Here is a 22,878-nt window from a genome sequence, read left to right on the forward strand (position 1 = left end):
ATGAGCACCACGACCCTGGACACCACCGAGACCGCGCCGGCCCCCGCCGCCGTACCCGTCCGCCGCACCCGCCGGCGCGGCGAGCGCGGACCGCTCGGCACCGCCCTGCTGCACGGCGGCCTCGCCCTGGCGAGCCTGATCGCCCTCGCCCCGGTCGCCTGGCTGTGCTACCTCTCCCTCGGCCCGGACAAGGACGACTACCTCCACCCGGGCGCCATCGCGGGCAAGCTGACCTTCTCCAACTACGGCTTCGTGCTCCAGCACACCGGCTTCCTCGACTGGTTCAAGTCGACGCTGATCGTGGCCCTCGGCACCACCGTGATCGGTGTCCTCGTCGCCGCCACCACCGGCTACGCCGTCTCCCGGATGCGTTTTCCCGGCTACAAGCCGCTGATGTGGGTCCTGCTGCTCACCCAGGCCTTCCCGATCGCCATCCTGATCGTGCCGATGTACGAGATCTTCAGCGAGCTCGGCCTCATCGACACCTACTGGGGGCTGATCGCCATCAACTGCTCCACCGCCGTGCCGTACAGCGCCTGGCTGCTCAAGGGGTACTTCGACACCATCCCGTTCGAGATCGACGAGGCCGGGCGGGTGGACGGGCTCACCCCCTTCGGCACCTTCTTCCGGCTGATCCTGCCGCTGGCCCGCCCGGGCCTGGCCGTCGCCGCGTTCTACACCTTCATCACCGCCGTCGGCGAGGTCGCCTTCGCGACGACCTTCCTGCTGGACGACTCCAAGTACACCTTCGCCGTCGGCCTGCAGACCTTCGTCAGCGAGCACGACGCCCAGTGGAACTACATGGCCGCCACCGCGGTGCTGATCGCGATACCGGTGACGGTGTTCTTCTACCTCGTGCAGAAGAACCTGGTCACCGGCCTCACCGCCGGCGGCACCAAGGGCTGACGCCCGCACCGGCCGGGCGGGCCGCGGTGGACCGACCGACCCCGCTGCCACCGCGGCCCGCCTCGTACTCCGGCCGACCAACGACCGCCCACCATGCACCAGTTACGTATCAAGGACGCCATGAGCCAGCAGCACTCCGCCGCACCGGCCCGCCACTCCGACGCCGTCACCGTCGCCGACCGCCACGACTGGTGGCGGGACGCGGTCATCTACCAGGTCTACCCGCGCAGCTTCGCCGACAGCGACGGCGACGGCATGGGCGACCTGGAGGGCGTACGCTCCCGCCTGCCCTACCTGCGCGACCTCGGCGTGGACGCGGTGTGGCTCAGCCCCTTCTACGCCTCCCCGCAGGCCGACGCCGGCTACGACGTCGCCGACTACCGCGCCGTCGACCCGATGTTCGGCTCCCTGCTGGACGCCGACGCGCTGATCCGCGACGCCCACGCGCACGGCCTGCGCGTCATCGTGGACCTGGTCCCCAACCACTCCTCCGACCAGCACGAGTGGTTCAAGCGCGCCCTCGCCGAGGGCCCCGGCTCCCCGCTGCGCGAGCGCTACCACTTCCGGCCCGGCAAGGGCGAGAACGGCGAACTGCCGCCCAACGACTGGGAGTCCATCTTCGGCGGCCCGGCCTGGACCCGGGTGACCGAGCCGGACGGCACCCCCGGCGAGTGGTACCTGCATCTGTTCGCCCCCGAGCAGCCCGACTTCAACTGGGACCACCCGGCCGTCGGCGACGAGTTCCGTTCCATCCTGCGCTTCTGGCTGGACATGGGCGTGGACGGCTTCCGCATCGACGTCGCCCACGGCCTGGTCAAGGCCGCGGGCCTGCCCGACCTGGGCTCCCACGACCAGGTCAAACTGCTGGGCAACGACGTCATGCCGTTCTTCGACCAGGACGGCGTGCACGACATCTACCGCCAGTGGCGCCGCATCCTCGAAGAATATGCCCCCAAGCACTCCGTGCAGGGGGGACCCCCAGACCGCATCTTCGTCGCCGAGGCGTGGACCCCCACCGTCGAGCGCACCGCGAACTACGTCCGCCCCGACGAACTCCACCAGGCGTTCAACTTCCAGTACCTGGGCACGGCCTGGGACGCCAAGGAGCTGCGGACGGTCATCGACCGCACCCTGGACGCGATGCGCCCCGTCGGCGCCCCCGCCACCTGGGTGCTGTCCAACCACGACGTCACCCGGCACGCCACCCGCTTCGCCAACCCGCCCGGCCTCGGCACCCAGATCCGCACGGCCGGCGACCGCGAGCTGGGCCTGCGCCGCGCCCGCGCCGCCACCCTGCTGATGCTCGCCCTGCCCGGCTCCGCCTACCTCTACCAGGGCGAGGAACTGGGCCTGCCGGACGTCGTGGACCTGCCCGACGAGGTGCGCCAGGACCCGGCGTACTTCCGCGGCGCGGGCCAGGACGGCTTCCGGGACGGCTGCCGGGTGCCGATCCCCTGGACCCGTACGGGCTCCTCCTACGGCTTCGGCGGCGGTGGCAGCTGGCTGCCCCAGCCGCCGGCCTGGGCCGAGCTGAGCGTGGAGGCGCAGACCGGGACCCCCGGCTCCACGCTGGAGCTGTACCGGTCGGCGCTGCGGGTCCGCCGGGAGCGGCCGGACCTGGGTGCGGGCGAGTCGGTGGAGTGGCTGCGCGCGCCGGAGGGCGTCCTGGCCTTCCGGCGGGGCGACTTCGTGTGCGTGGCCAACACCACCGGCGAGTCCGTGACGATGCCGTCCCACGGCCGGGTGCTGCTCGCCAGCGACGAGGTCACCGAGGCGGACGGCGAGACGAAGGTGCCCGCCGACACCACGGTCTGGTGGTCCGCGGAGCGCTGACGCCCGCACTGGGGCGGCCCCCTGACGCCCCGTCGGAAAACTTTCCCGCATCACCTTCACTCCGGCCCGCTGCCTTTCGGGCAGCGGGCCTTTACCATCTGCGTCACCGCAAGTTTGCTGAAAAGTTTCAGCAAGCCGCTTCAGCGGCCCCCACCCCCCCTTCACCGTCGAAGGACCCCACATGGCACGCAGCGCACTCCCCACGGCGGTCGCCCTCACCGCCGCCGCCCTGATTGGCATGACCCCGACTACCGCCGAGGCCGCCCCGCCCGGCACCAAGGACGTCACCGCCGTCCTCTTCGAGTGGAACTACGCCTCCGTGGCCAGGGAGTGCACCACCGCCCTCGGCCCCGCCGGCTACGGATACGTCCAGGTCTCCCCGCCCGCCGAGCACATACAGGGCGCCCAGTGGTGGACGTCGTACCAGCCGGTGTCGTACAAGATCGCCGGCCGGCTCGGCGACCGCACGGCCTTCCGGAACATGGTGGACACCTGCCACGCGGCCGGGGTCAAGGTCGTCGCCGACACCGTCGTCAACCACATGTCGGCCGGTTCCGGCACCGGCACCGGCGGCTCGTCGTACACCAAGTACGCCTACCCGGGCCTGTACTCGTCCTACGACTTCGACGACTGCACCGCCCAGATCTCGAACTACTCCGACCGCTGGAACGTCCAGCACTGCGAACTCCTCGGCCTGGCCGACCTGGACACCGGCGAGGAGTACGTCCGCAAGACGATCGCCGGTTATCTGAACGACCTGCTGAGCCTGGGCGTGGACGGCTTCCGGATCGACGGCGCCAAGCACATACCGGCCGCGGACCTGGCGAACATCAAGAGCCGGCTGACCAACCCGTCGGTCCACTGGAAGCAGGAGGTCATCCACGGCGCGGGCGAGGCCGTCCAGCCCTCCGAGTACACCGGCAACGGAGACGTCCAGGAGTTCCGCTACGCCTACGACCTCAAGCGGGTCTTCACCGCCGAGAAGCTCGCGTACCTGAAGAACTACGGCGAGGGCTGGGGCTACCTGAGCGGCTCGGCCGCGGGCGTCTTCGTGGACAACCACGACACCGAGCGCAACGGCAGCACGCTCAGCTACAAGAACGGCGCGAACTACACCCTGGCCAACGTCTTCATGCTGGCCTGGCCGTACGGCGCCCCCGACGTCAACTCCGGCTACGAGTGGTCGGACGCCGACGCCGGCCCGCCGAACGGCGGCCGGGTGGACGCCTGCTGGCAGAACGGCTGGAAGTGCCAGCACGCCTGGCCGGAGATCAAGTCCATGGTCGCCTTCCGCAACGCGACCCGGGGCCAGGCGGTCACCAACTGGTGGGACAACGGGGGCAACTGGATCGCCTTCGGCCGGGGCACCAAGGGGTACGTGGCCATCAACCACGAGCCGGGCAGCACGACCCGCACCTACCAGACCTCCCTGCCCGCCGGGACCTACTGCGACGTGCAGGGCAACAGGCCGGTGACCGTGAACGCCGCCGGCCAGTTCACCGCCACCCTGGCCCCCGACACCGCCCTGGCGCTGTACACCGGCAAGCCGAACTGCTGAGGAGCCACCCCAGTGACACCAAGACGGCAGGCGCCGCCCAGGCGCCGCGCGAGAGCGGCGGCCGTCACCGCCGCGGCCCTCGCCGCCACGCTGCTCCCGCCCCTGGCGGCCCACGCGGCCGGCCCGCCCGCGCCACCCTCGGACGCCCGGCTGGCCGCCGCGCCCGCCCGGCACGACGCCACCCGCGAGCAGTTCTACTTCGTCCTGCCGGACCGCTTCGCCAACGGCGACCCGTCCAACGACCGGGGCGGCCTGACCGGTTCCCGGCTGAACACCGGCTACGACCCCGCCGACAAGGGCTTCTACCAGGGCGGCGACCTCAAGGGCCTGACCGGGAAGCTGGACTACATCAAGGGACTCGGCACCACCGCCATCTGGCTGGCGCCGATCTTCAAGAACCGCCCCGTACAGGGCACCGGCGGCAACGCTTCCGCGGGCTACCACGGGTACTGGATCACCGACTTCACCCAGGTCGACCCGCACTTCGGCACCGACCAGGACCTGAAGGACCTCATCTCCAAGGCGCACGCCAAGGGCATGAAGGTCTTCTTCGACGTCATCACCAACCACACCGCCGACCTCGTCGACTACGACGAGAAGTCCTACGACTACCTCTCCAAGGGCGCCTTCCCCTACCTGACCGAGGACGGCCGGCCCTTCGACGACGCCGGCCACGCCGACGGCACGAAGGCGTTCCCGCCCGTCGGCACCGGCTCCTTCCCCTACACCCCGAGGGCGACCAGCCAGGCCAAGATCCCGGCCTGGCTCAACGACCCGGCGATGTACCACAACCGGGGCGACTCGACGTACACCGGCGAGTCCACCACCTACGGCGACTTCTCCGGCCTGGACGACCTGTGGACCGAGCGCCCCGAGGTCGTCCGCGGCATGGAGCGGATCTACCAGCGCTGGGTGCGGGACTTCGCCGTCGACGGCTTCCGGATCGACACCGTCAAGCACGTGAACATGGAGTTCTGGACCCAGTGGGCCACCGCGCTGGACCGCTACGCGGCCGAGCGCGGCCGGAAGGACTTCTTCATGTTCGGCGAGGTCTACTCCGCCGACCCCGCCGTCACCGCCCCGTACGTCACCCGGGGCCGGCTCGACGCCACCCTCGACTTCCCCTTCCAGGACGCGGCCCGCGCCTACGCCTCCCAGGGCGGCAGCGCCCGGAAGCTGGCGGCCGTCTTCGGCGCCGACCACAAGTACACGACCGACAAGGCCAACGCCTACGAACAGGTCACCTTCCTCGGCAACCACGACATGGGCCGCATCGGAACCTTCCTGAAGCAGGACAACCCGCACGCGACCGACGCCGAGATCCTGGCCAAGGACCGGCTCGCCAACGAGCTGATGTTCCTCAGCCGGGGCAACCCCGTCGTCTACTACGGCGACGAACAGGGCTTCACCGGCTCCGGCGGCGACAAAGACGCCCGCCAGACCATGTTCGCCTCCAAGGTCGCCGACTACCTGGACGACGACGAGATCGGCACCGACCGCACCCACGCGAGCGCCGCCTACGACACCGGCGCCCCGCTGTACCGGCGGATCGCGGACCTGTCCCGGCTCCGCAAGGCCGAACCGGCCCTGACGGACGGCGTGCAGACCGAGCGGTACGCGGCCGACGGCCCCGGGATCTACGCCTTCACCCGCACCGACGCCGCGTCAGGCCAGGAGTACGTCGTCGCCTTCAACAACGCCGGCTCGGAGCGGACGGCGACCTTCGCGACCGGGTCGGCGGACATGACGTACCGGGGGATCCACGGCGCCACCGGCTCGGTGCGCTCCGACGGCGACCGGCGGCTCACCGTCACCGTCCCGGCCGGGTCCGCCGTCGTCCTCAAGGCGGCCGGAAAGCTCGCCGGGCCCACCGCCGAGCCGACGATCACCCTGACCGCCCCGGCCGCCGGAGCCACGGGGACGGTCGAAGTCCAGGCCGACGTCGACGGCGGACAGCTCAACCGGGTCGTCTTCGCCGCCCAGGTCGGCAACGGGAAGTGGCAGACGCTCGGCTCCGCCGACCACGCCCCCTACAAGGTGACCCAGACCCTCGCCACCGAGGTGCCCGCCGGGACCGCGCTGCGCTACAAGGCCGTCGTCATCGACTCGACCGGGCACACCGCGAGCGCCACGGCGAGCAGCACCACCGGCACCCCGCCCGCGCCCGAGGTCCCCAGGGCCTCCTCCCGGGACCACGCGATCGTCCACTACAAGCGCGCCGACGGCGACTACGACGGCTGGGGCCTGTACGCCTGGGGCGACCTGGCCGACGGCGAGGCCACCACCTGGCCGGCCGGCCACCCCTTCATCGGCCGGGACGCCTACGGCGCCTTCGCCTACGTCAAGCTCCGGCCGGGCGCCTCGAACGTCGGGTTCCTGGTCGTCGACAAGGACGGGAACAAGGACGTGTCCGCCGACCGGTCCATCGACGTCACCCGCACCGGCGAGGTGTGGATCGAGCAGGGCAGGGCCGACGTGCGCACCGAGCGGCCGGAGTACCCCGCCCAGGACACGGCCAAGGCCGTCCTGCACTACCACCGCGCCGACGGGGACTACGACGGCTGGGGCCTGCACGTCTGGACGGGCGCCGCGCACCCCACCGACTGGTCGCGGCCGCTGGAGCCGGTGAAGACTGATGCCTATGGCGCGGTCTTCGAGGTGCCCCTCACCCAGGGTGCCACCAGTCTCGGCTACATCATCCACAAGGGCGACGAGAAGGACCTCCCGGCCGACCGGAGCCTGGACCTCAAGGCCGACGGCCACGAGGTGTGGCTGGTGAACGGCCAGGAGAAGCACCTGCTGCCGCAGCCGGCCGGCACCGCCGCCGCGCTCGACCTCACCACCGCCGAGGCCGTCTGGATCGACCGGGACACCGTCGCCTGGAACGGCGTGGCGGGCGCCGCCTCCACCCAGCTGCTGTACTCCCTCGACGGCTCCCTGACCGTCCGGGACGGGACCCTGAGCGGCGACGACGAGCGCTGGATCAGGCTGGCGAAGACGGCCCTGACCGACGCCCAGAAGGCGAGGTTCCCGCACCTGAGGGACTACACCGCCTGGTCCGTCGACCCGCGCGACCGGGACCGGGTGCGTGAAGCGGTCAAGGGTCAGCTGGTCGTCTCGCAGCGGGCGGAGAACGGGGCCGTGCTGGCCGCGACCGGTGTACAGATCGCCGGCGTGCTGGACGACCTCCACCCCGGCGCCACCAAGGCGCGCCTCGGGCCGGTGTTCCGCGACGGGAAACCCACGCTGTCCGTGTGGGCCCCGACAGCGCGGAGCGTGTCGCTGGAGCTGGACGGCACGGTCAGGAAGATGCGCCGGGACGACTCCACGGGCGTGTGGTCCGTCACGGGGCCGGCGTCCTGGAAGGGCAAGCCGTACCGGTACGTGGTGAAGGTCTGGGCGCCCAGCGCGGGCAAGGTGGTCACCAACAAGGTCACCGACCCGTACTCGCTCGCGCTCACCGCGGACTCCGAGCGCAGCCTGGTCGTGGACCTGGACGACAAGTCCCTGGCCCCGGCGGGCTGGTCGGACCTGCGCAAGCCGAAGGCCGTGCCGCCGCGGGACGCGCGGATCCAGGAGCTGCACATCCGGGACTTCTCCGTCGAGGACCGCACCGCCAGGCACCCGGGCACCTATCTGGCGTTCACCGACAAGGACAGCGACGGCTCCCGGCACCTGAGGAAGCTGGCCGAGTCGGGGACGTCGTACGTGCACCTGCTGCCCGCCTTCGACATCGCCACGATCCCCGAGCGGAAGACGGATCAGGCGGTCCCGGACTGCGACTTGACCGCCTTCCCGGCGGACTCCGAGCGGCAGCAGGAGTGCGTGGGCGAGGTCGCCGCGAAGGACGCGTACAACTGGGGGTACGACCCGTACCACTACACCGTCCCCGAGGGCTCCTACGCCACCGATCCCGACGGTACGGCCCGGACGGTGGAGTTCCGCCGGATGGTGCGGGCACTGAACGAGGACGGGCTGCGGGTGGTGCTGGACGTGGTGTACAACCACACGGCGGCGAGCGGGCAGGCGGACACCTCCGTGCTGGACCGGATCGTGCCGGGCTACTACCAGCGTCTGCTGGCGGACGGGTCGGTGGCGAACAGCACCTGTTGCGCCAACACCGCGCCGGAGAACGCCATGATGGGCAAGCTGGTGGTGGACTCGGTCGTCACCTGGGCCAGGCAGTACAAGGTCGACGGGTTCCGCTTCGACCTTATGGGCCACCACCCCAAGGCCAACATCCTGGCCGTCCGCGAGGCCCTGGACGCGCTGACCCCCGCCAAGGACGGCGTGGACGGCAAGAAGATCATCCTGTACGGGGAGGGGTGGAACTTCGGCGAGGTCGCCGACGACGCCCGGTTCGTACAGGCCACGCAGGAGAACATGGCCGGAACCGGCATCGCCACCTTCTCCGACCGGGCCCGGGACGCGGTGCGCGGCGGCGGCCCCTTCGACGCCGACCCCGGCGTACAGGGCTTCGCCTCGGGGCTGTACACCGACCCCAACACCTCCGCCGCCAACGGCACGAAGGAGGAACAGCGGGCCCGGCTGCTGCACTACCAGGACCTGATCAAGGTCGGGCTCACCGGGAATCTCGCCGGGTTCCGCTTCACGGACACCGCGGGCCGGCAGGTGACCGGCGCGCAGGTGGACTACAACGGCTCACCCGCCGGATACGCCGACGCCCCCGGGGACGCCCTGGCCTACGCGGACGCGCACGACAACGAGTCGCTGTTCGACGCGCTGGCCTACAAGCTGCCCCAGGGCACGTCCGCCGGTGACCGGGCCCGGATGCAGGTCCTGGCCATGGCCACGGCCGCCCTCTCCCAGGGGCCGGCGCTGTCGCAGGCGGGCAGCGACCTGCTGCGCTCGAAGTCCCTGGACCGCAACTCCTTCGACAGCGGCGACTGGTTCAACGCCATCCACTGGGACTGCGCCGACGGCAACGGCTTCGGCCGCGGGCTGCCCCCGGCGGCCGACAACCGGTCCAAGTGGGACTACGCCAGGCCGCTGCTCCGCACCGTCCGGGTCGGCTGCCCGGAGATCACCGGGGCCTCGGCCGCCTACCGGGACCTGCTGCGGATCCGGACCACCGAGCGGGCCTTCTCCCTGGCCACCACCGCCGAGGTCCAAGGCCGGCTCTCCTTCCCGCTGTCCGGCGGCGACGAGACCCCGGGTGTGATCACGATGAAGCTCGGCAACCTGGTCGTGGTCTTCAACGCCACCCCCGAACGGCAGGACCAGCGCGTCGGCGCCCTCGCCGGCACCCCCTACACCCTCCACCCCGTGCAGGCCACCGGCGCGGACGACACCGTGAAGTCCTCGTCCTACGCGGCCGGTTCGGGCACGTTCACCGTCCCGGCGCGGACCGTCGCGGTGTTCACCCGGGCGGGGGACTAGGGTGAGGCCGTTGCCCAGAACAGGAGTGCGCATGCCGCAGATCACCATCGACTACTCCGGCCTCATGGAGGACGCCTTCGACCGCGAGGGGTTCGCGCGGGCGCTGCACGAGGCCGTCGTGGAGATAGCGGCGGCGAAGCCGGAGGCCTGCAAGTCGCAGTTCCGGCCGAGCGCGCTCACGGCGTTCGGGTACGAGGACCCCGGGGCGCGCGGGCACGCCGTCGCCCACGTGACCATCGGGCTGCTCGCCGGGCGCCCCGACGAGACGAAGGCACGGCTGACGCGGCGGGCCGTGGAGCTGCTGCGGGAGCACGTGACGGGCGGGGCGTTCGCCCTGCACGCCTCCGCGGAGATCCGCGACCTCGATCCGTCGTACCGCAAGTCCGACGCGTAGGGCGCCCGCTCAGGAACCGAGGGCGACGAGCCGGCCGGCCAGCTCCGCGAAGGGGCCGTCGGCCGGCTCGTCCTTCATCAGCGTGCGCACCAGCTCGGCCATGCCCTCGTCGTGGGTGGCGCTGACGGCGGCCAGCGCGGCGAAGTCGTGCACGAGCTGCGCCTCCAGCTCGGCGCGCGGCACCCGTCGGCCCTCCAGCCAGATCAGGGCCGTGGACTCGGCGAGCGAGATCCAGGAGCGGACCACCAGTTCCAGCCGCGGGGACGCCTCGGTCACGCCCAGGTGCGACAGGATCTGGTCGTAGGCGGCCTGCCGTACGGAGTCGATGAGCGCGTTGGTCGCCGACGAGCCGACCGCCGGGCCGCCGCGCAGCAGCGCCGAGAAGCCGGGGCCGTGCTGGTCGACGAAGTCGAAGTAGCGGCCCATCACCCGCAGCAGCCGGGCGCCGAGCGGCCCCTCGCGCGGCTCGTCGAAACGGCTCGCCAGATCCTCCGCCGCCCGCTTCAACGCCGCCTCGTACAGGCTGAGTTTGCCCGGGAAGTAGTGGTACACCAGCGGGCGCGAGATGCCCGCCGCCGAGGCTATCTCGTCGATCGAGACCTCGTCGGGCGAGCGTTGGCTGAACAGCTCCAGGGCGACGCCGATCAGCTGCTGCCGACGCTCCTCGACGCCCATCCTGCGGCGAACCCCGGTCCTCATACGAACACCTTACCGAGCGGATTCGGCCGCCGGTGATCACATGTCGAGCACCAGCCGGTCGCCGCGGGCCCGGGACACGCAGATCAGCATCGAGTCGTGCCGCTCGGCGTCCGTCAGCAGCTCGTCCCGGTGCTCGACCTCGCCCTCCAACACCCGCTGCTGACAGGTGCCGCAGAAGCCCTGCTCGCAGGAGTAGGCGGTGCCGGGCAGCTCCCGGCGTACGGCGGCCAGCACGCTGGAGCCGGCCGGGACCGTCACCGTGCGCCCGCTGCGGCGCAGTTCCACCTCGAAGGCGGCGTCCGGGCCGGCCGCCGTACGCGGCGCGAACCGCTCCAGGTGCAGCGTGGCCCCTTCCGGCAGGGCCCGCTCCACGGCCGCCATCAGCCCCTCGGGCCCGCAGCAGTACACCGCCGTGCCCCCGGCCGTCCCCGCGAACAGCGCGGCCAGGTCCGGCCGCCCGTCCTCGTCCTCGGCGACGACCGTCAGCCGGTCGCCCGCGAGCTGTGCCACCTCGTCGAGGAACGGCATCGAGGCCCGCGTCCGCCCGCCGTACAGCAGCCGCCACTCGGCGCCGTCCGGCAGGGCCCGCAGCATCGGCAGGACGGGGGTGATGCCGATGCCGCCGGCGACGAAGACGTAGGCGGGCGCCGCGACCAGGGGGAAACGATTCCGTGGTCCGCGCACCTCCAGCTCCATGCCCTCGGTGAGTTGCTCGTGCACCTCGCGGGAGCCGCCCCGGCCGTCCGGCACCAGCCGGGTGGCGAGGGTGTAGGCGGAGGTGTCCGACGGGTCCCCGCACAGGGAGTACTGCCGCACGAGGCCGGAGGGCAGCACCAGGTCGACATGCGCCCCCGGCTCCCAGCGCGGCAGCCCGCGGCCCTCCAGACGCAGCCGTACGACCCCGTCGGCGACGGTCTCGTGCGCGGTGAGCAGCAGCCGCAGGGGCCGGGGGCGGGCCTGGCCGGAGACCGGCGGGTCCAGGGCGGGCAGCGGCCACAGCGGCGAGGCGCTCACCCGGCGGCGCAGGGCCCGCCGGGTGAGCAGGGCGGCGGCCGTGGCGCCCAGGGCGAGCGCGGCGGTGCGCGGCTTCGGCATCACGCGGCCCTCCGTTCCGCCGCCGTGGCCGCGGGGGAGACGGCCAGATAGGCGAGGGCCTGCTCGGTGTCGCCCTCCTGGGAGGGGTGGTAGGCGCGGCTCAGATAGCGGGGTATGGACCGCAGCATGTCCCCGGTGCCCGGCAGCAGACCCTGCCTGCCCCGGTCGTGGAAGTCCTTGAGCGAGGCCCTGCCGTCGGTGAGGGCCGGGTCGTTCGCCATGAAGAACCGCACCCCGCGCTGCCACAGGAACACCAGTGCCGTGAAGGCGGTGGCCCAGGTCCGCACCCGCCGGCGGTAGCTTCCGTCGAGGTGCGTGAACAGCTCGAAGGCGACCGAGCGGTGCTCGACCTCCTCCGCGCCGTGCCAGCGCAGCAGGTCCAGCATGACCGGGTCGGCGCCGCGCCGGTCCAGCTCCCCGGCGTTCAGCACCCAGTTCCCGAGGAACGCCGTGTAGTGCTCGATGGCCGCGATCAGCGCGACCCGCTCCAGCAGCCACCACCTGCGCGGCCTGCCCGGCGGCAGGGTCCGGTCGCCGAGCAGCTTCTCGAAGAACCAGTCGACCTGCGCGGTGTACGGCGTCGGGTCGAGCCCCAGCTCCTTCAGGCGGGGCAGCACCTCGTCGTGCGCCTGGGAGTGCACGGCCTCCTGCCCGATGAAGCCGATGACGTCCTCGCGGAGCCGGTCGTCCCGGATCAGCGGCAGCGCCTGCTGGTACACCCGCACGAACCAGCGCTCCCCGGCGGGCAGCAGCAGGTGCAGCACATTGATGGTGTGCGTGGTGAGGGGATCGCCCGGCACCCAGTGCAGCGGCGTGCCGTCCCAGGAGAAGGACACCTGGCGTGCCTTGAGCGGCACCCGGGCCTGCGTATTAGACATGGCGTCAATGTACTGACGGGTAGCGCGGCTGAGAACCCCCCGCGCCCCACCTTCGCGGCCGGGAACCCCCGCGTCCCTCCCTTCGCGGCCGAGCCCCCGCGCCCACCTTGTCGGCGCCGGAGCGCTACCGCAGGCCGCTGATCTCCCGGCCGTCCGCCGACACGCCCTTCAGCTCGGCCCGCGCCCCCTGCTCGGCCCGCGCCACCAGCAGCGGTCCCGGACCGGACGCGGTGACCCCGCCCGTGGCCTCGATCGACACCGTGTCCTTGCTGCCCGCCGCCAGCAGGTACCAGTTCCCGGCCGCCGACTTCCACAGCACCCCGGCCAGCACCCGGGGGTCGCGCGGCCCGCAGGCCGGCACGTCCGCGCCCTTGGCGACGACCGCCCCTGCCGCCCCGCCCGGCGCCCGGAACTGGGCCAGCGTGGTCGTGCCGTCCCCGCGCCAGGTCTCCGCCCGGGTGCACACCCAGGTGCCGGACCCTCCCGCACCCTCCGGGCGGGGGGACCCCCATCTCGCTTCGCTCGCGCCGGGCAGCGGCTGCTCGGCGAACGCCCAGGCGTTGACGCTGCGCACGCCCGCCGAGCGCATGGCCGCCAGCGAGCAGGCGAACGGCGCCCAGGTGCGCAGCCCCCGCGGACCGGAGGCGTCCTTGGCCGCGTCGGGCCGCCCGGCCGTCAGCCGGGCCGGCACCAGTTCGCCGAGGTCGGTGCCCAGGTGGGTGCCGGAGGCGTCGGTCAGCTGGAGCACGGTCCACGAGGCGCAGCCGCCGGACTGGAGGGCGGGGCCGGCCAGCGGCCCGGTCACGCCGTCGGCGAGGGGGAGCGGGACGGCGGCCGAGTCCGGCTTCGTCAGGTCCCGCTGGGCCGCCTTCGTCACCCAAGGAGCCGTCAGATAGCGGACGTTGGCGTCGGAGCGGCCCAGCACCAGCGCGCTCGCCCCGGCCCCCGTCGCGCCGTCGACCCGGGCGAAGTCCAGGGCCGCGCCCTGCGTGCCGTCCTTCGGCTCGGCGTAACGGGCGATGCGCAGGCCGTCGTGGAGGAGCACCACGCGGGCGGCGTCGACCTCGCCCGCGTACAGCAGCTGCGGCGGGCCGGCCGGGCCGCCGGTCGGGGTGCCGGGGGTCGCCGACACCCGGACGGTCCTGCCGGGGCGGGCCCACACGGCCAGGGCGCGGCGCAGCAGGGCCTGGTCATCGGTGAGCGGGCCGCGCGCGGGCCACACGGAGAAGTCGGTACGGTCCGCCGTCCGCCAGGCGTCGGGGGCGGCCCGGGTCAGCCTGCCCGGGTCGAGGGCGGCCTCGGCGGCGGGGTTCCCGGCGTACACGGGCGCGGCGGCGCCGTCCGGGCCCCAGCCGCCGCCCGGCAGGGCCACCAGCGCGCCGCAGACCGCGAGCGCCGCGGCGGCGGCGAGGGCGGCCTTGGTGTGCTGGCGGCGGCGCATCAGATCGGTGGGCCGGGCCTGGAGCGTGCACGGGTCGAACTCGGGGGAGGAGAGCAGCCCCGGGTGCGCGGGCACACCGTTCGCCGAGGCCAGCGCGCCCCCCGGGTCGGACACCCCGGCCGCCTTCAGCAGCTTGCGGATGTCCGCGTCGGGCAACTGCTCCAGGCCGCGCAGCACATAGGCGGCGCGGGCCGGGCCGGAGAGGGTGGACAGCCGCTGGTCCAGGGCGAGTTCGTCGGCGCCGCCGGAGCGCGGGAACAGCCTGAGCCCCCACACCCGCGGCAGCGGCGGCGGCAGCTGGGCGAGGCGGGGCAGGCCCCGGCGGGGGCGGGCCGCCGCCAGGGCCATGCGCAGCACCCGCTCGCGCAGATAGGCGTACCCCGGGTCGTCCGCCCGGCCGCCGCCCTGGGCCGGGATCGGGGCCGGCTGCGTGCGGCCCCGGGGCAGGGCCCGCTGGGCGAGGGCGTGTGCGGTCAGCACGCGGCGGCCGCGGCCGAGGCCCGGGGGCAGCACGAGGTAGGCGAGCCGGACCAGCCGGGGGTAGTGCTCGGCGAGCACGGCCTCGGCCTGCTCGGCGTCGACCGGGCCGGGTCCGGCGGAGGGTGCGTGGCGCTGGGAGAGATCCTGTGACTGCACGCCCGGAAGAACGAGCGAGCCGGTGGACGGTCACCGCCGCGCGGCCGGTTCAGGACTCCGGATCGACCAGGGCGCGCGCGTAGTTGGCCATCGACCGCTGGTAGCGCGGCAGATGCGGGGCGAGTGCGCCGAGCACCAGGGAAAGGCCCTCGCGGTCGCGGCCGAGGCTGGACAGGCACAGGGCGAGGGCCGCCCGGATCGCGTCGTCCAACTCGTCGGACGGAGCGTCGAGTTCGGGGGTGAGCAGCTTGACGCCCTCCTCCGGCTGCCCGATGTTCCGCAGCGAGCTGGACAGTTGGATCTTCGCCCGGCGGCCCTTGTAGCCGGTGAGGCCGAGGGCCAGCGCCTCCCGGTACAGCGGTACCGCCTTGTCGGAGTGCCCAGTTGAGTCGAAGGCGCTGGCCCGTTCGAACGGGCCGAGCGGGCTGCCGGCGGGCAGTTCGGCGACGAGGGCGTCGATCAGCGCGCGGAACTCGTGCGCCCGCTCCTGCGGATAGTCGTCGAGCGTGGCCCAGGCGGCGGCCACGCGGTCTTCCCAGTCTTGGTTCACCGCGCCAGCCTCGCACACGCGTGCGTGTCCGGTCACCGGGTTTGAGCGCGCCGGGCCCGGGAGCCGTACCCGTGGGGGCCGGGGCCCGCCCGGCACATCGGGACCGGAGGGACAGATGAGGGTGACGCGACTCGCGCCCGTCGCGGCCGTACTGCTGGCGCTGGCGGGCTGCGGCTCGGGCGAGGACACCGACCGGGTGCCGCCCGCCGCGACCGGCGGCCTGGAGGAACTGGCCGCCGAGGTGGGGTGCGAGCCGGACGTGCAGACCGACGCGGACGAGATCCGCCAGGCCGTCTGCCGTACGGCCCGGGGGCGGTTCGTCCTCGCCACCTTCGCCACCGACCGGGGCCGGCGCGAGTGGACGGAGGAGGCCAAGGACTACGGCGGACACTTCCTGGTCGGCCGCAAGTGGGTCGCCGTCGGCGACGAAGGGGTGGTCCGGGCGCTGCGCGGCACGCTGGGCGGCGAGCTGGAGACGGGCGCCGACCACCACGCGCACGGCGGCTGAACCGGCCGGGGCAGGGTGAAGGCCGGTGACGAGGGGGACGTCACCGGCCTTCGGTCAGCTGCCCGTGGTGGGGGTCACGCGCAGCTGAGACCGCGGTTGAGGCAGTCGGCGATCCTGTCGGCCAGTCCGTTCCTGGTGACGCTGATGAAGTCGTCGTGGTCCGTGGCCGGCTTGTGCAGCTGCTCGGGGAAGCCGTCCACCGCGTAGGCGTTCCGCACCTGCCCGTTCCCGATCACCGGCGGGGGAACGGCGTAGACGAGCCGCATGGTCAGCCGCGGGATCGCCGTGAACCCCTCCGGGCAGGCGCCACTGGCCGGGTCGGCGTAGGCCACGTGTGTACGGTGGTTGGCGCTGTCGGTGTTCCGCCCGTCCCAGCAGCTCTGGAAGGCGAAGGAGCGCACCACCTCGCTGCCCCGGGGACAGATCGGGTACCGGTCGGTGAGCTGCACCCTGTCCTCGAAGCCGGTGCAGCTCCAGTGCGCGTTGGCGTTGGCCGGGCCGTTGGTGGTGGCCTTGGCGTCACCGGTGATGACGCGCAGGAACCGCGGCATCGCGACGACCTTGCCCACCGGGCTGCCGACGTACGTGATCTCCGCCTGGACCGGGGTCAGGATCCGGCCGGCGTTGCCCTCCCTGCCGCCGCCGTCGGCGTTCTGGTCGAAGTCCCGGGTGCCGTCCTGGACGCGGAGCACCGGCCAGTAGTACGACGACAGGTCGCCGCGGTCGCGGCAACTGGTGCCGCCCCGCAGCAGCGTCCGATCGCTCGCGAAGGCGTCGACCCTCTGGTTGCCGACGTAGTCGTGCAGGTGGTGCGCGCCGTTGGTGACACCGGGCGCCACGATCACGTTGTCGGTGTTGTGGTTCTTGTTGGCGTTCACCCCGCAGCGGGTGGTGAACGTGCCGGTCGAGGCGTCGCCGGTCCGGCGCGGCCCGCCCCGGACGTTCGGCGCGACCTTGGTGATGTCCACGAAGTCCGCCGCGACGGGGCCGTTGCCGGCCTGCCCGCCGATGCCTCCCCGCTGCCCGCCGTCTTGCGGCCCGCCGCCCGCTTCGGTCCGGTTCGCGCTCCGGGTCGTGCAGGGGGCGAGCCGTTCCAGCGCGGTGTCGAAGGATCCGCCGGCCCGCTGGACGCCGAGCCGGATCCGGTCGATCGTCGCCGCCCGCTTCTCGCCGAGGGGGCCGACGATCGCGGTCCGCACGAAGCCGGGGTCCCTCGCCTGCGCGTCCCCGGTGGCGGCGAGCCGGGCGTACGCCTCGGTGATCTGCCGGTCCAGAGCGGCCAGTTCGCGGGCCACGCCCTGCCGGGCCGGTTCCGGCACGTTCGTCAGCCGCTGGCCGACGTCCGGGCAGGAGACGGTGGCGACCCGGGCGGTGGCGGCCTTGGTCCGGCTGTCGCCCGAGGCCCGCCGGTCCGGTTCGTGCGCCGAGGCGTGGAAGTTCGCCCAGACCAGTCCGCCCCCGCCGAGCGCCAGGGCCGCCACCGCGGCGAGGGCCCTGGCGGCCGGCGGCGTACGGCGTTTTCGTGTGTTGCGTCCCATGGAACTCCTCTGACGTCCTTGTGGGGCGGCACCGAGGCGCCCGGCAGGAGTGAAGCGGCGCCCTTCCATACGGACGCCGCCCCAGAGGTGTTCACCGGTCCCGGGAATTCCCCCGTGAATCAGTGGAGTTGGCGGTCAACGGTCCTGGTCCAGATAGGCGAGCACCGCCAGGACGCGCCGGTTGTCGTCGTCCGAGACCTCCAGGCCCAGCTTGGCGAAGATGTTGGAGGTGTGTTTGGCGACCGCCCGTTCCGTCACCACGAGCTGGGCCGCGATGCCCGCGTTGGACCGGCCCTGGGCCATCAGCTCCAGCACCTCCCGCTCCCGCGGGGTCAGCCGGGCCAGCGGCCGGTCGTCGGCCGACCGCCGGGACAGCAACTGCTGGATCACCTGCGGGTCCATGGCCGTACCGCCCGCCGCCACCCGTCGTACGGCGTCCACGAACTGCTCCGCGTCGAACACCCGGTCCTTGAGCAGATAGCCGATCGCCCCGGCGCCGTCGGCGAGCAGTTCGCGCGCGTACAGCTGCTCCACGTGCTGGGAGAGCACCAGCACCGGCAGCCCGGGCCGCGCCCGGCGGGCGGCGAGCGCGCACTGCAGGCCCTCGTCGGTGTGCGTGGGCGGCAGCCGTACGTCCACCACGGCCACGTCCGGTGCCGACTCCTCCAGCGCCCTGGCCAGTTCCGGACCGGACTCGACGGCCGCGGCGATCTCGAAGCCGTAGGCCGTCAGCATCCGCACCAGCCCGTCGCGCAGCAGGAAGAGGTCTTCGGCTAGGACAACACGCACGGGATCTCCATGGTCACCATGGTGGGGCCGCCGGCGGGGCTGCTGACGGCCAGGACGCCGTCGAATGTACCGAGCCGGCGCTCCACCCCCGCGAGCCCCGAGCCGGTCCCCACCGCCGCGCCGCCCCGGCCGTTGTCGGTGACGGTGAGCCGCAGCCGGCCGTCGGTGTGGTGCACGTCGATCCAGACCCGGTCGGCGTCGGAGTGCTTGACGGCGTTGGTCAGCACCTCGTTGACCGCGAAGTAGGCGGCCGACTCCACCGGCGCCTCCGCGCGGCCGGACAGTTCCACGCTCACCTCGGCGGGCAGCGGCAGCCGCAGCGCCAGCGCCCGTACCGCGTCGCCGAGTCCGCGCTCGGCGAGGACCGGCGGATGGATGCCGCGCACCAGGTCGCGCAGCTCCTCCAGGGCCTCGGCGGAGTTCCGGCGGGCCTGCGCGATCAGCTTCTTCGCCGCGGCCGGATCCCGTTCGACCAGCATCTCGATGGTGCCGAGGTCCATGCCCATGGCGACCAGCCGGGCCTGCGCGCCGTCGTGCAGGTCCCGTTCGATCCGGCGCAGTTCGGCGGCCGAGGTGTCCACCGCGTCCCGCCGGGTCTCGGTCAGCACCCGCACCCGCTCGGTGAGGTCGCCCCGGCCGCCGCCGAGCACGGCCCGGGTGAGCCGGAAGTGCGCGGTGAGCAGTGACGAGGTGAAGCGGTGGGCGATCACCAGCACCAGGGCGGCGAGGACGGCGGCGAGCAGCGCGGTCGCCTGCCCGGTGACCGGCACGAACGCGTACCAGTAGGTGTCGCCCGGCTCCCGCACGTACGCCCGCCACAGCCCGGCCGCCACCAGGAACCCCTGGACGGGGAAGAGCAGCAGCACAGCCGGGAGCAGCGCGGTGACCGTGCCCGCGGTCAGGTCGGTCAGCAGCCACAGCAGGTCCCGCCAGGTCTGCGGGTCCCGGAGCAGGGTGACCGTGCGCCTCCACGGGCCCGCCCCCGGCGGCACCGGCCGGTACACCACCGGTATCGCCACCCCGCCCCACTCGGCGGCCAGCTCCCGCCGGGCCGCCGTGTACCTGCGGACCGCGCCGAGCACCGGGGGCACCAGGAACAGGCCGAGGCCGAGCGGGAGGAGTTCGAGGGACATGACGGTGAAGGCGAAGCACAGCACCGTCACCGGCGGCATCGCCAGGGCCAGGACCAGGCCCCGCACGGCGGCCAGCACCGCCTGCCGGGCGCGGGCGCGGAAGTCGTCCCGCTGGACGTCGGTGTTCATGGCGCCAGTCTGGCCGGTCCGCCGGGCCCGGTCACGGGGCGGAACCCCACGTCAGGGGGTGGTGCCAGGTACACCCTGGGCCAGGGCCAGCACCTTCGCCTCCACCTCGGGGTCCAGGCCCGGACGGGAGCGGTCCGGGCGCAGCGGGCCGGTGCCGCCGAGCCCGCTCAGCCAGCGCCAGGTGTCCTCGACCGTCTCCGTCACCGGGCGGCACACCAGCCCGGTCGCCACCGCCCGTGAGACGTCCGCGCCGTGCACGGCGCCGTGCGTCTCGCCGCCCGGCGGCATCCACACCGGCAGCTCGGTCCACGGCTCGATCCCGGCGGCCAGGATCGTCTCCGGAGCGGTCCAGCGCAGCTCCGCGTCCGCGCCGGTGGCCCGCACACAGGCGGCGAGCAGCTCGCCCATGGTGGTGTGGCCGGGCGGGCTCACCAGGTTGTACGGCCCGCCCAGGCCGCGTTCCAGGGCGCCGAGCAGCCAGTCGGCGAGGTCCCGGGCGTCGACGTACTGCAGGGGCAGTTCGCGCGGGCCGGGCGCCAGGACCGGGCCGCCGCGCGCGATCCGGGTCAGCCACCAGGGCAGCCGGCCCACGTTCTCGTACGGGCCGAGGATCAGCCCGGCCCGCACCAGCAGCGCGTCCGCCACGCCGAAGGCGCCGACGGCGGCCAGTTCCCCGCCGCGCTTGTCGGCCGCGTAGTCCGTGGCCCCGGCGTCGGCGGCGCCCTCCACCAGCGGGGCGTCCTCCGCGGCGCCGGGCGGCCACGGCCACGCGTACACCGACCGGCTGGAGACGTACGCGTACCGCCCGGCCCGGTCGCGCAGCAGCCGGGCCGCCTCGTGCACGGCGCGCGGGGCGGCCGACCAGGTGTCCACCACGGCGTCCCAGCCGGCCCGCTGCGCGGCGAGCGCGGCGAGGCCGTCGGGCGCGGTGCGGTCGCCGTGCAACGACCGCGCGCCGGGCGGGGGTTCGTGCCGTCCCCGGTGGAAGACGGTCACCTCCCAGCCCCGCCCGAGCGCGGCCCGCACGACGGCGCGCCCCACGAACTCCGTACCGCCCAGCACGAGAAGTCTCATACCGGTGATCCTGCCCGGTGCGGGGCCGTGGGCGCGCGGGGCTCTGCCGAGGGCAGAACGGTCAACGGGCGATCGGCGGGGTGTACTTGTAGCCGACCCGGCGCACGGTCTGGATCGACTGGCGGTGCCGGTCGCCCAGCTTGCGGCGCAGCCGGGCGATGTGCACGTCCACGGTGCGGCCGTCGCCCACGTGTCCGTAGCCCCATACCGTGGTGACCAGCTGGTCGCGGGTGTGCACCCGGTGCGGGTGCGCCACCAGGTGGGCCAGCAGCTCGAACTCCAGGTAGGTCAGGTCGAGTTCGCGGCCCTCTACGCTGGCGGTGCGCCGCACCGGGTCGATCCGCACCAGCGGTTCGGGGCCGGTCTCCGGCTCGGCGTACCCGGCCTTGGCCTCGGGCTGGTCGGGGACGGCGACCGGAAGGAACGGGGGCCGCTGGTCGGCGGGGACCAGCACCAGGTAGCCGACCATCGGCGGCTGGCCCGGCAGGGTGGGCAGGGTGTGCTGCGGCGCGGGCAGCCAGGTGGCGCCCGGCGGCAGGAAGTCCGCCACGTGGACCGCCTCGTCCCGGTCTACGGCGCGCAGCCGGTGCCGGGAGCCGTTCGGGGCGGGGGCGGGCAGGGTGGCGGTGGAGAGGGATCGGGTGGTCGCCATGACAGGTCAGCTCTTTCGCGCGAGGAGTTCGACGGGAGGTGCGGCGGCCCCGATTCGTGGTCGGGCGTCGCCGGCGGACGTACGTCGTTTCGCGCTGGCCGAAGGCCGGGGTACGGCTTTAGAGGGCCCGCGCGTTCATCGCGGGGCGACACACACGGTCGAAGTCGTGGTGCTGACGGGAAGGCCAGAACGGCTGGAGGTCGTAGCGACCCGTCGCGGTGCTCTGCTGGATGCCGGCCATGCTCCCATTGAAGCAGAGCCGTGCGGCGGGCAGGAGTCTCCTCTCACTGCTTGGACGCTTCCCCGGTGTGTCATTGACGTGACAAACGCGCCGGGCCCGGAATTCCGGCCCTGTTCAGCGGCCTGGAGCGGGCCGGGGGAGTCCGGGAGGCCGTCTCACATTCCGGACAGCGTGGAGGGCCGGGCACATGGCGGGGAGTCAGCGGCCGCCCCCCGGGGCGGCTTCCGGATACGCGACGGGGGCGCCCGCCGTCACGGCGGACGCCCCCGGAGGGCGCGGGACGGATCAGACCTGGCCGGCCTTCTCCAGCGCGGTGCAGCAGGTGTCCACCAGCAGGCGGGTCACCACGTACGGGTCGACGTTCGCGTTCGGGCGGCGGTCCTCGATGTAGCCCTTGCCGTCCTTCTCGACCTGCCACGGGATGCGCACCGAGGCGCCCCGGTCGGAGACGCCGTAGGAGAACTTGTCCCACGGGGCCGTCTCGTGCAGGCCGGTCAGGCGCTCGTCGATGCCGGCGCCGTAGTTCTTCACGTGGTCCAGCGGCTTCGAGCCCTCGCCGAGCGACTCGCAGGCGGTGATGATGGCGTCGTAGCCCTCGCGCATGGCCTTGGTGGAGAAGTTGGTGTGCGCGCCCGCGCCGTTCCAGTCGCCCTTGACCGGCTTGGGGTCCAGGGTCGCGGAGACACCGAAGTCCTCGGCGGTGCGGTACAGCAGCCAGCGGGCCACCCACAGCTGGTCGGAGACCACCAGCGGGGACAGCGGGCCGACCTGGAACTCCCACTGGCCGGGCATGACCTCGGCGTTGATGCCGGAGATGCCGAGGCCCGCCTTCAGGCAGTTGTCGAGGTGGGCCTCGACGACGTCCCGGCCGAAGATCTCGTCGGCGCCGACACCGCAGTAGTAGCCGCCCTGCGGGGCCGGGAAGCCGCCCTCGGGGAAGCCGAGCGGGCGGGAGCCGGCGAAGAAGGTGTACTCCTGCTCGATGCCGAAGATCGGCTCCTGCGCGGCGAACCGCTCGGCCACCTCGGCCAGCGCGGCCCGGGTGTTGGTCGGGTGCGGGGTCAGGTCGGTGTCCAGCACCTCGCACAGCACCAGGATGTCGTCGCCGCCGCGGATCGGGTCCGGGCAGGTGAAGACCGGCTTGAGCACGCAGTCCGAGGAGTTGCCCGCGGCCTGGTTGGTGGAGGAGCCGTCGAAGCCCCACAGCGGCAGCGCGTCGAGACCGGCCGGGGCACCCGTGATGACCTTCGTCTTGGAACGGAGCTTGGCCGTCGGCGAGGTGCCGTCGATCCAGATGTACTCGGCCTTGAAGGTCACGGGGGCCACATCCTTCGGGGTGGGTCGGGCGCATCCGCCTGGGCGGTTGCCGCGGCGCTGCGGCACTGGGGCGCCGCTCGAACTGCGGGCAGCCTGTCAACAGGCGG

17 protein-coding genes are annotated in these 22,878 nt (G+C 73.3%); 6 read left to right on the forward strand and 11 right to left on the reverse strand.

Going from position 1 to position 22,878, the window contains the following annotated elements:
- The 5 genes from ACSURM_RS26115 to ACSURM_RS26135 all read left to right on the forward strand — a co-directional run bounded on the left by ACSURM_RS26115 (nucleotide 1) and on the right by ACSURM_RS26135 (nucleotide 10,091).
- On the forward strand, nucleotides 1-906 hold the full coding sequence (locus ACSURM_RS26115; protein ID WP_436958191.1) for a sugar ABC transporter permease: 906 nt from the start codon (nucleotides 1-3) through the stop codon (nucleotides 904-906).
- A gap of 120 nt (nucleotides 907-1,026) precedes the next feature.
- Complete coding sequence (locus ACSURM_RS26120; protein WP_436961186.1) at nucleotides 1,027-2,739, forward strand: glycoside hydrolase family 13 protein; 1,713 nt, start codon at nucleotides 1,027-1,029, stop codon at nucleotides 2,737-2,739.
- 181 nt (nucleotides 2,740-2,920) lie between these two features.
- Nucleotides 2,921-4,297: an alpha-amylase gene (locus tag ACSURM_RS26125; RefSeq protein ID WP_436958192.1), complete on the forward strand. Its 1,377-nt coding sequence runs from the start codon at nucleotides 2,921-2,923 to the stop codon at nucleotides 4,295-4,297.
- A 12-nt stretch (nucleotides 4,298-4,309) separates the two neighbouring features.
- Nucleotides 4,310-9,697 (forward strand): pullulanase-type alpha-1,6-glucosidase, encoded by a 5,388-nt coding sequence (pulA, locus tag ACSURM_RS26130; protein WP_436958193.1) that lies wholly within the window; start codon nucleotides 4,310-4,312, stop codon nucleotides 9,695-9,697.
- Nucleotides 9,698-9,728: 31 nt separating this feature from the next.
- Nucleotides 9,729-10,091, forward strand: coding sequence for a 5-carboxymethyl-2-hydroxymuconate Delta-isomerase (locus tag ACSURM_RS26135; RefSeq protein WP_436958194.1), 363 nt, complete (start codon nucleotides 9,729-9,731; stop codon nucleotides 10,089-10,091).
- Between the two features lie 9 nt (nucleotides 10,092-10,100).
- On the opposite strand, the gene ACSURM_RS26140 is transcribed toward ACSURM_RS26135, so the two are convergent.
- The 5 genes from ACSURM_RS26140 to ACSURM_RS26160 form a co-directional block, all read right to left on the reverse strand.
- Nucleotides 10,101-10,790 carry a TetR/AcrR family transcriptional regulator gene (locus ACSURM_RS26140; protein ID WP_436958195.1) on the reverse strand — a complete coding sequence of 230 codons (690 nt, stop codon included), beginning with the start codon at nucleotides 10,788-10,790 and terminating at the stop codon, nucleotides 10,101-10,103.
- A 36-nt stretch (nucleotides 10,791-10,826) separates the two neighbouring features.
- The gene (locus ACSURM_RS26145) at nucleotides 10,827-11,885 is read right to left on the reverse strand and encodes a PDR/VanB family oxidoreductase (protein ID WP_436958196.1); all 1,059 of its coding nucleotides are present in this window, start codon (nucleotides 11,883-11,885) and stop codon (nucleotides 10,827-10,829) included.
- Nucleotides 11,885-12,763: a metal-dependent hydrolase gene (locus tag ACSURM_RS26150; RefSeq protein WP_436958197.1), complete on the reverse strand. Its 879-nt coding sequence runs from the start codon at nucleotides 12,761-12,763 to the stop codon at nucleotides 11,885-11,887. The genes ACSURM_RS26145 and ACSURM_RS26150 overlap by 1 nt, the downstream gene beginning before the upstream one ends.
- 124 nt (nucleotides 12,764-12,887) lie before the next feature.
- Nucleotides 12,888-14,840, reverse strand: a complete 1,953-nt coding sequence (locus ACSURM_RS26155) for a hypothetical protein (protein ID WP_436958198.1) — start codon at nucleotides 14,838-14,840, stop codon at nucleotides 12,888-12,890.
- 49 nt (nucleotides 14,841-14,889) lie between these two features.
- Nucleotides 14,890-15,408 (reverse strand): tetratricopeptide repeat protein, encoded by a 519-nt coding sequence (locus ACSURM_RS26160; RefSeq protein ID WP_436958199.1) that lies wholly within the window; start codon nucleotides 15,406-15,408, stop codon nucleotides 14,890-14,892.
- 97 nt (nucleotides 15,409-15,505) lie between these two features.
- On the opposite strand from ACSURM_RS26160, the gene ACSURM_RS26165 reads away from it, so the two are divergent.
- On the forward strand, nucleotides 15,506-15,898 hold the full coding sequence (locus ACSURM_RS26165; RefSeq protein WP_436958200.1) for a hypothetical protein: 393 nt from the start codon (nucleotides 15,506-15,508) through the stop codon (nucleotides 15,896-15,898).
- A 74-nt stretch (nucleotides 15,899-15,972) separates the two neighbouring features.
- On the opposite strand, the gene ACSURM_RS26170 is transcribed toward ACSURM_RS26165, so the two are convergent.
- The 6 genes from ACSURM_RS26170 to glnII all read right to left on the reverse strand — a co-directional run bounded on the left by ACSURM_RS26170 (nucleotide 15,973) and on the right by glnII (nucleotide 22,771).
- On the reverse strand, nucleotides 15,973-17,436 hold the full coding sequence (locus ACSURM_RS26170; protein WP_436958201.1) for a DUF1996 domain-containing protein: 1,464 nt from the start codon (nucleotides 17,434-17,436) through the stop codon (nucleotides 15,973-15,975).
- Nucleotides 17,437-17,571: 135 nt separating this feature from the next.
- Complete coding sequence (locus tag ACSURM_RS26175) at nucleotides 17,572-18,225, reverse strand: LuxR C-terminal-related transcriptional regulator (RefSeq protein WP_436958202.1); 654 nt, start codon at nucleotides 18,223-18,225, stop codon at nucleotides 17,572-17,574.
- Nucleotides 18,210-19,487: a sensor domain-containing protein gene (locus ACSURM_RS26180; RefSeq protein ID WP_436958203.1), complete on the reverse strand. Its 1,278-nt coding sequence runs from the start codon at nucleotides 19,485-19,487 to the stop codon at nucleotides 18,210-18,212. Before ACSURM_RS26180 ends, ACSURM_RS26175 begins: the two co-directional genes overlap by 16 nt.
- A gap of 51 nt (nucleotides 19,488-19,538) precedes the next feature.
- A complete protein-coding gene (locus ACSURM_RS26185) occupies nucleotides 19,539-20,561 on the reverse strand; it encodes an NAD-dependent epimerase/dehydratase family protein (protein WP_436958204.1) in 1,023 nt (340 codons plus the stop codon).
- Between the two features lie 61 nt (nucleotides 20,562-20,622).
- On the reverse strand, nucleotides 20,623-21,213 hold the full coding sequence (locus ACSURM_RS26190; protein ID WP_436958205.1) for a winged helix-turn-helix domain-containing protein: 591 nt from the start codon (nucleotides 21,211-21,213) through the stop codon (nucleotides 20,623-20,625).
- 526 nt (nucleotides 21,214-21,739) lie between these two features.
- Complete coding sequence (gene glnII / locus ACSURM_RS26195) at nucleotides 21,740-22,771, reverse strand: glutamine synthetase (RefSeq protein WP_359042641.1); 1,032 nt, start codon at nucleotides 22,769-22,771, stop codon at nucleotides 21,740-21,742.
- Nucleotides 22,772-22,878: the final 107 nt, after the last annotated feature.

Source organism: Streptomyces sp. SudanB182_2057, from assembly GCF_964272715.1.
Lineage (GTDB): Bacteria > Actinomycetota > Actinomycetes > Streptomycetales > Streptomycetaceae > Streptomyces > Streptomyces rubradiris.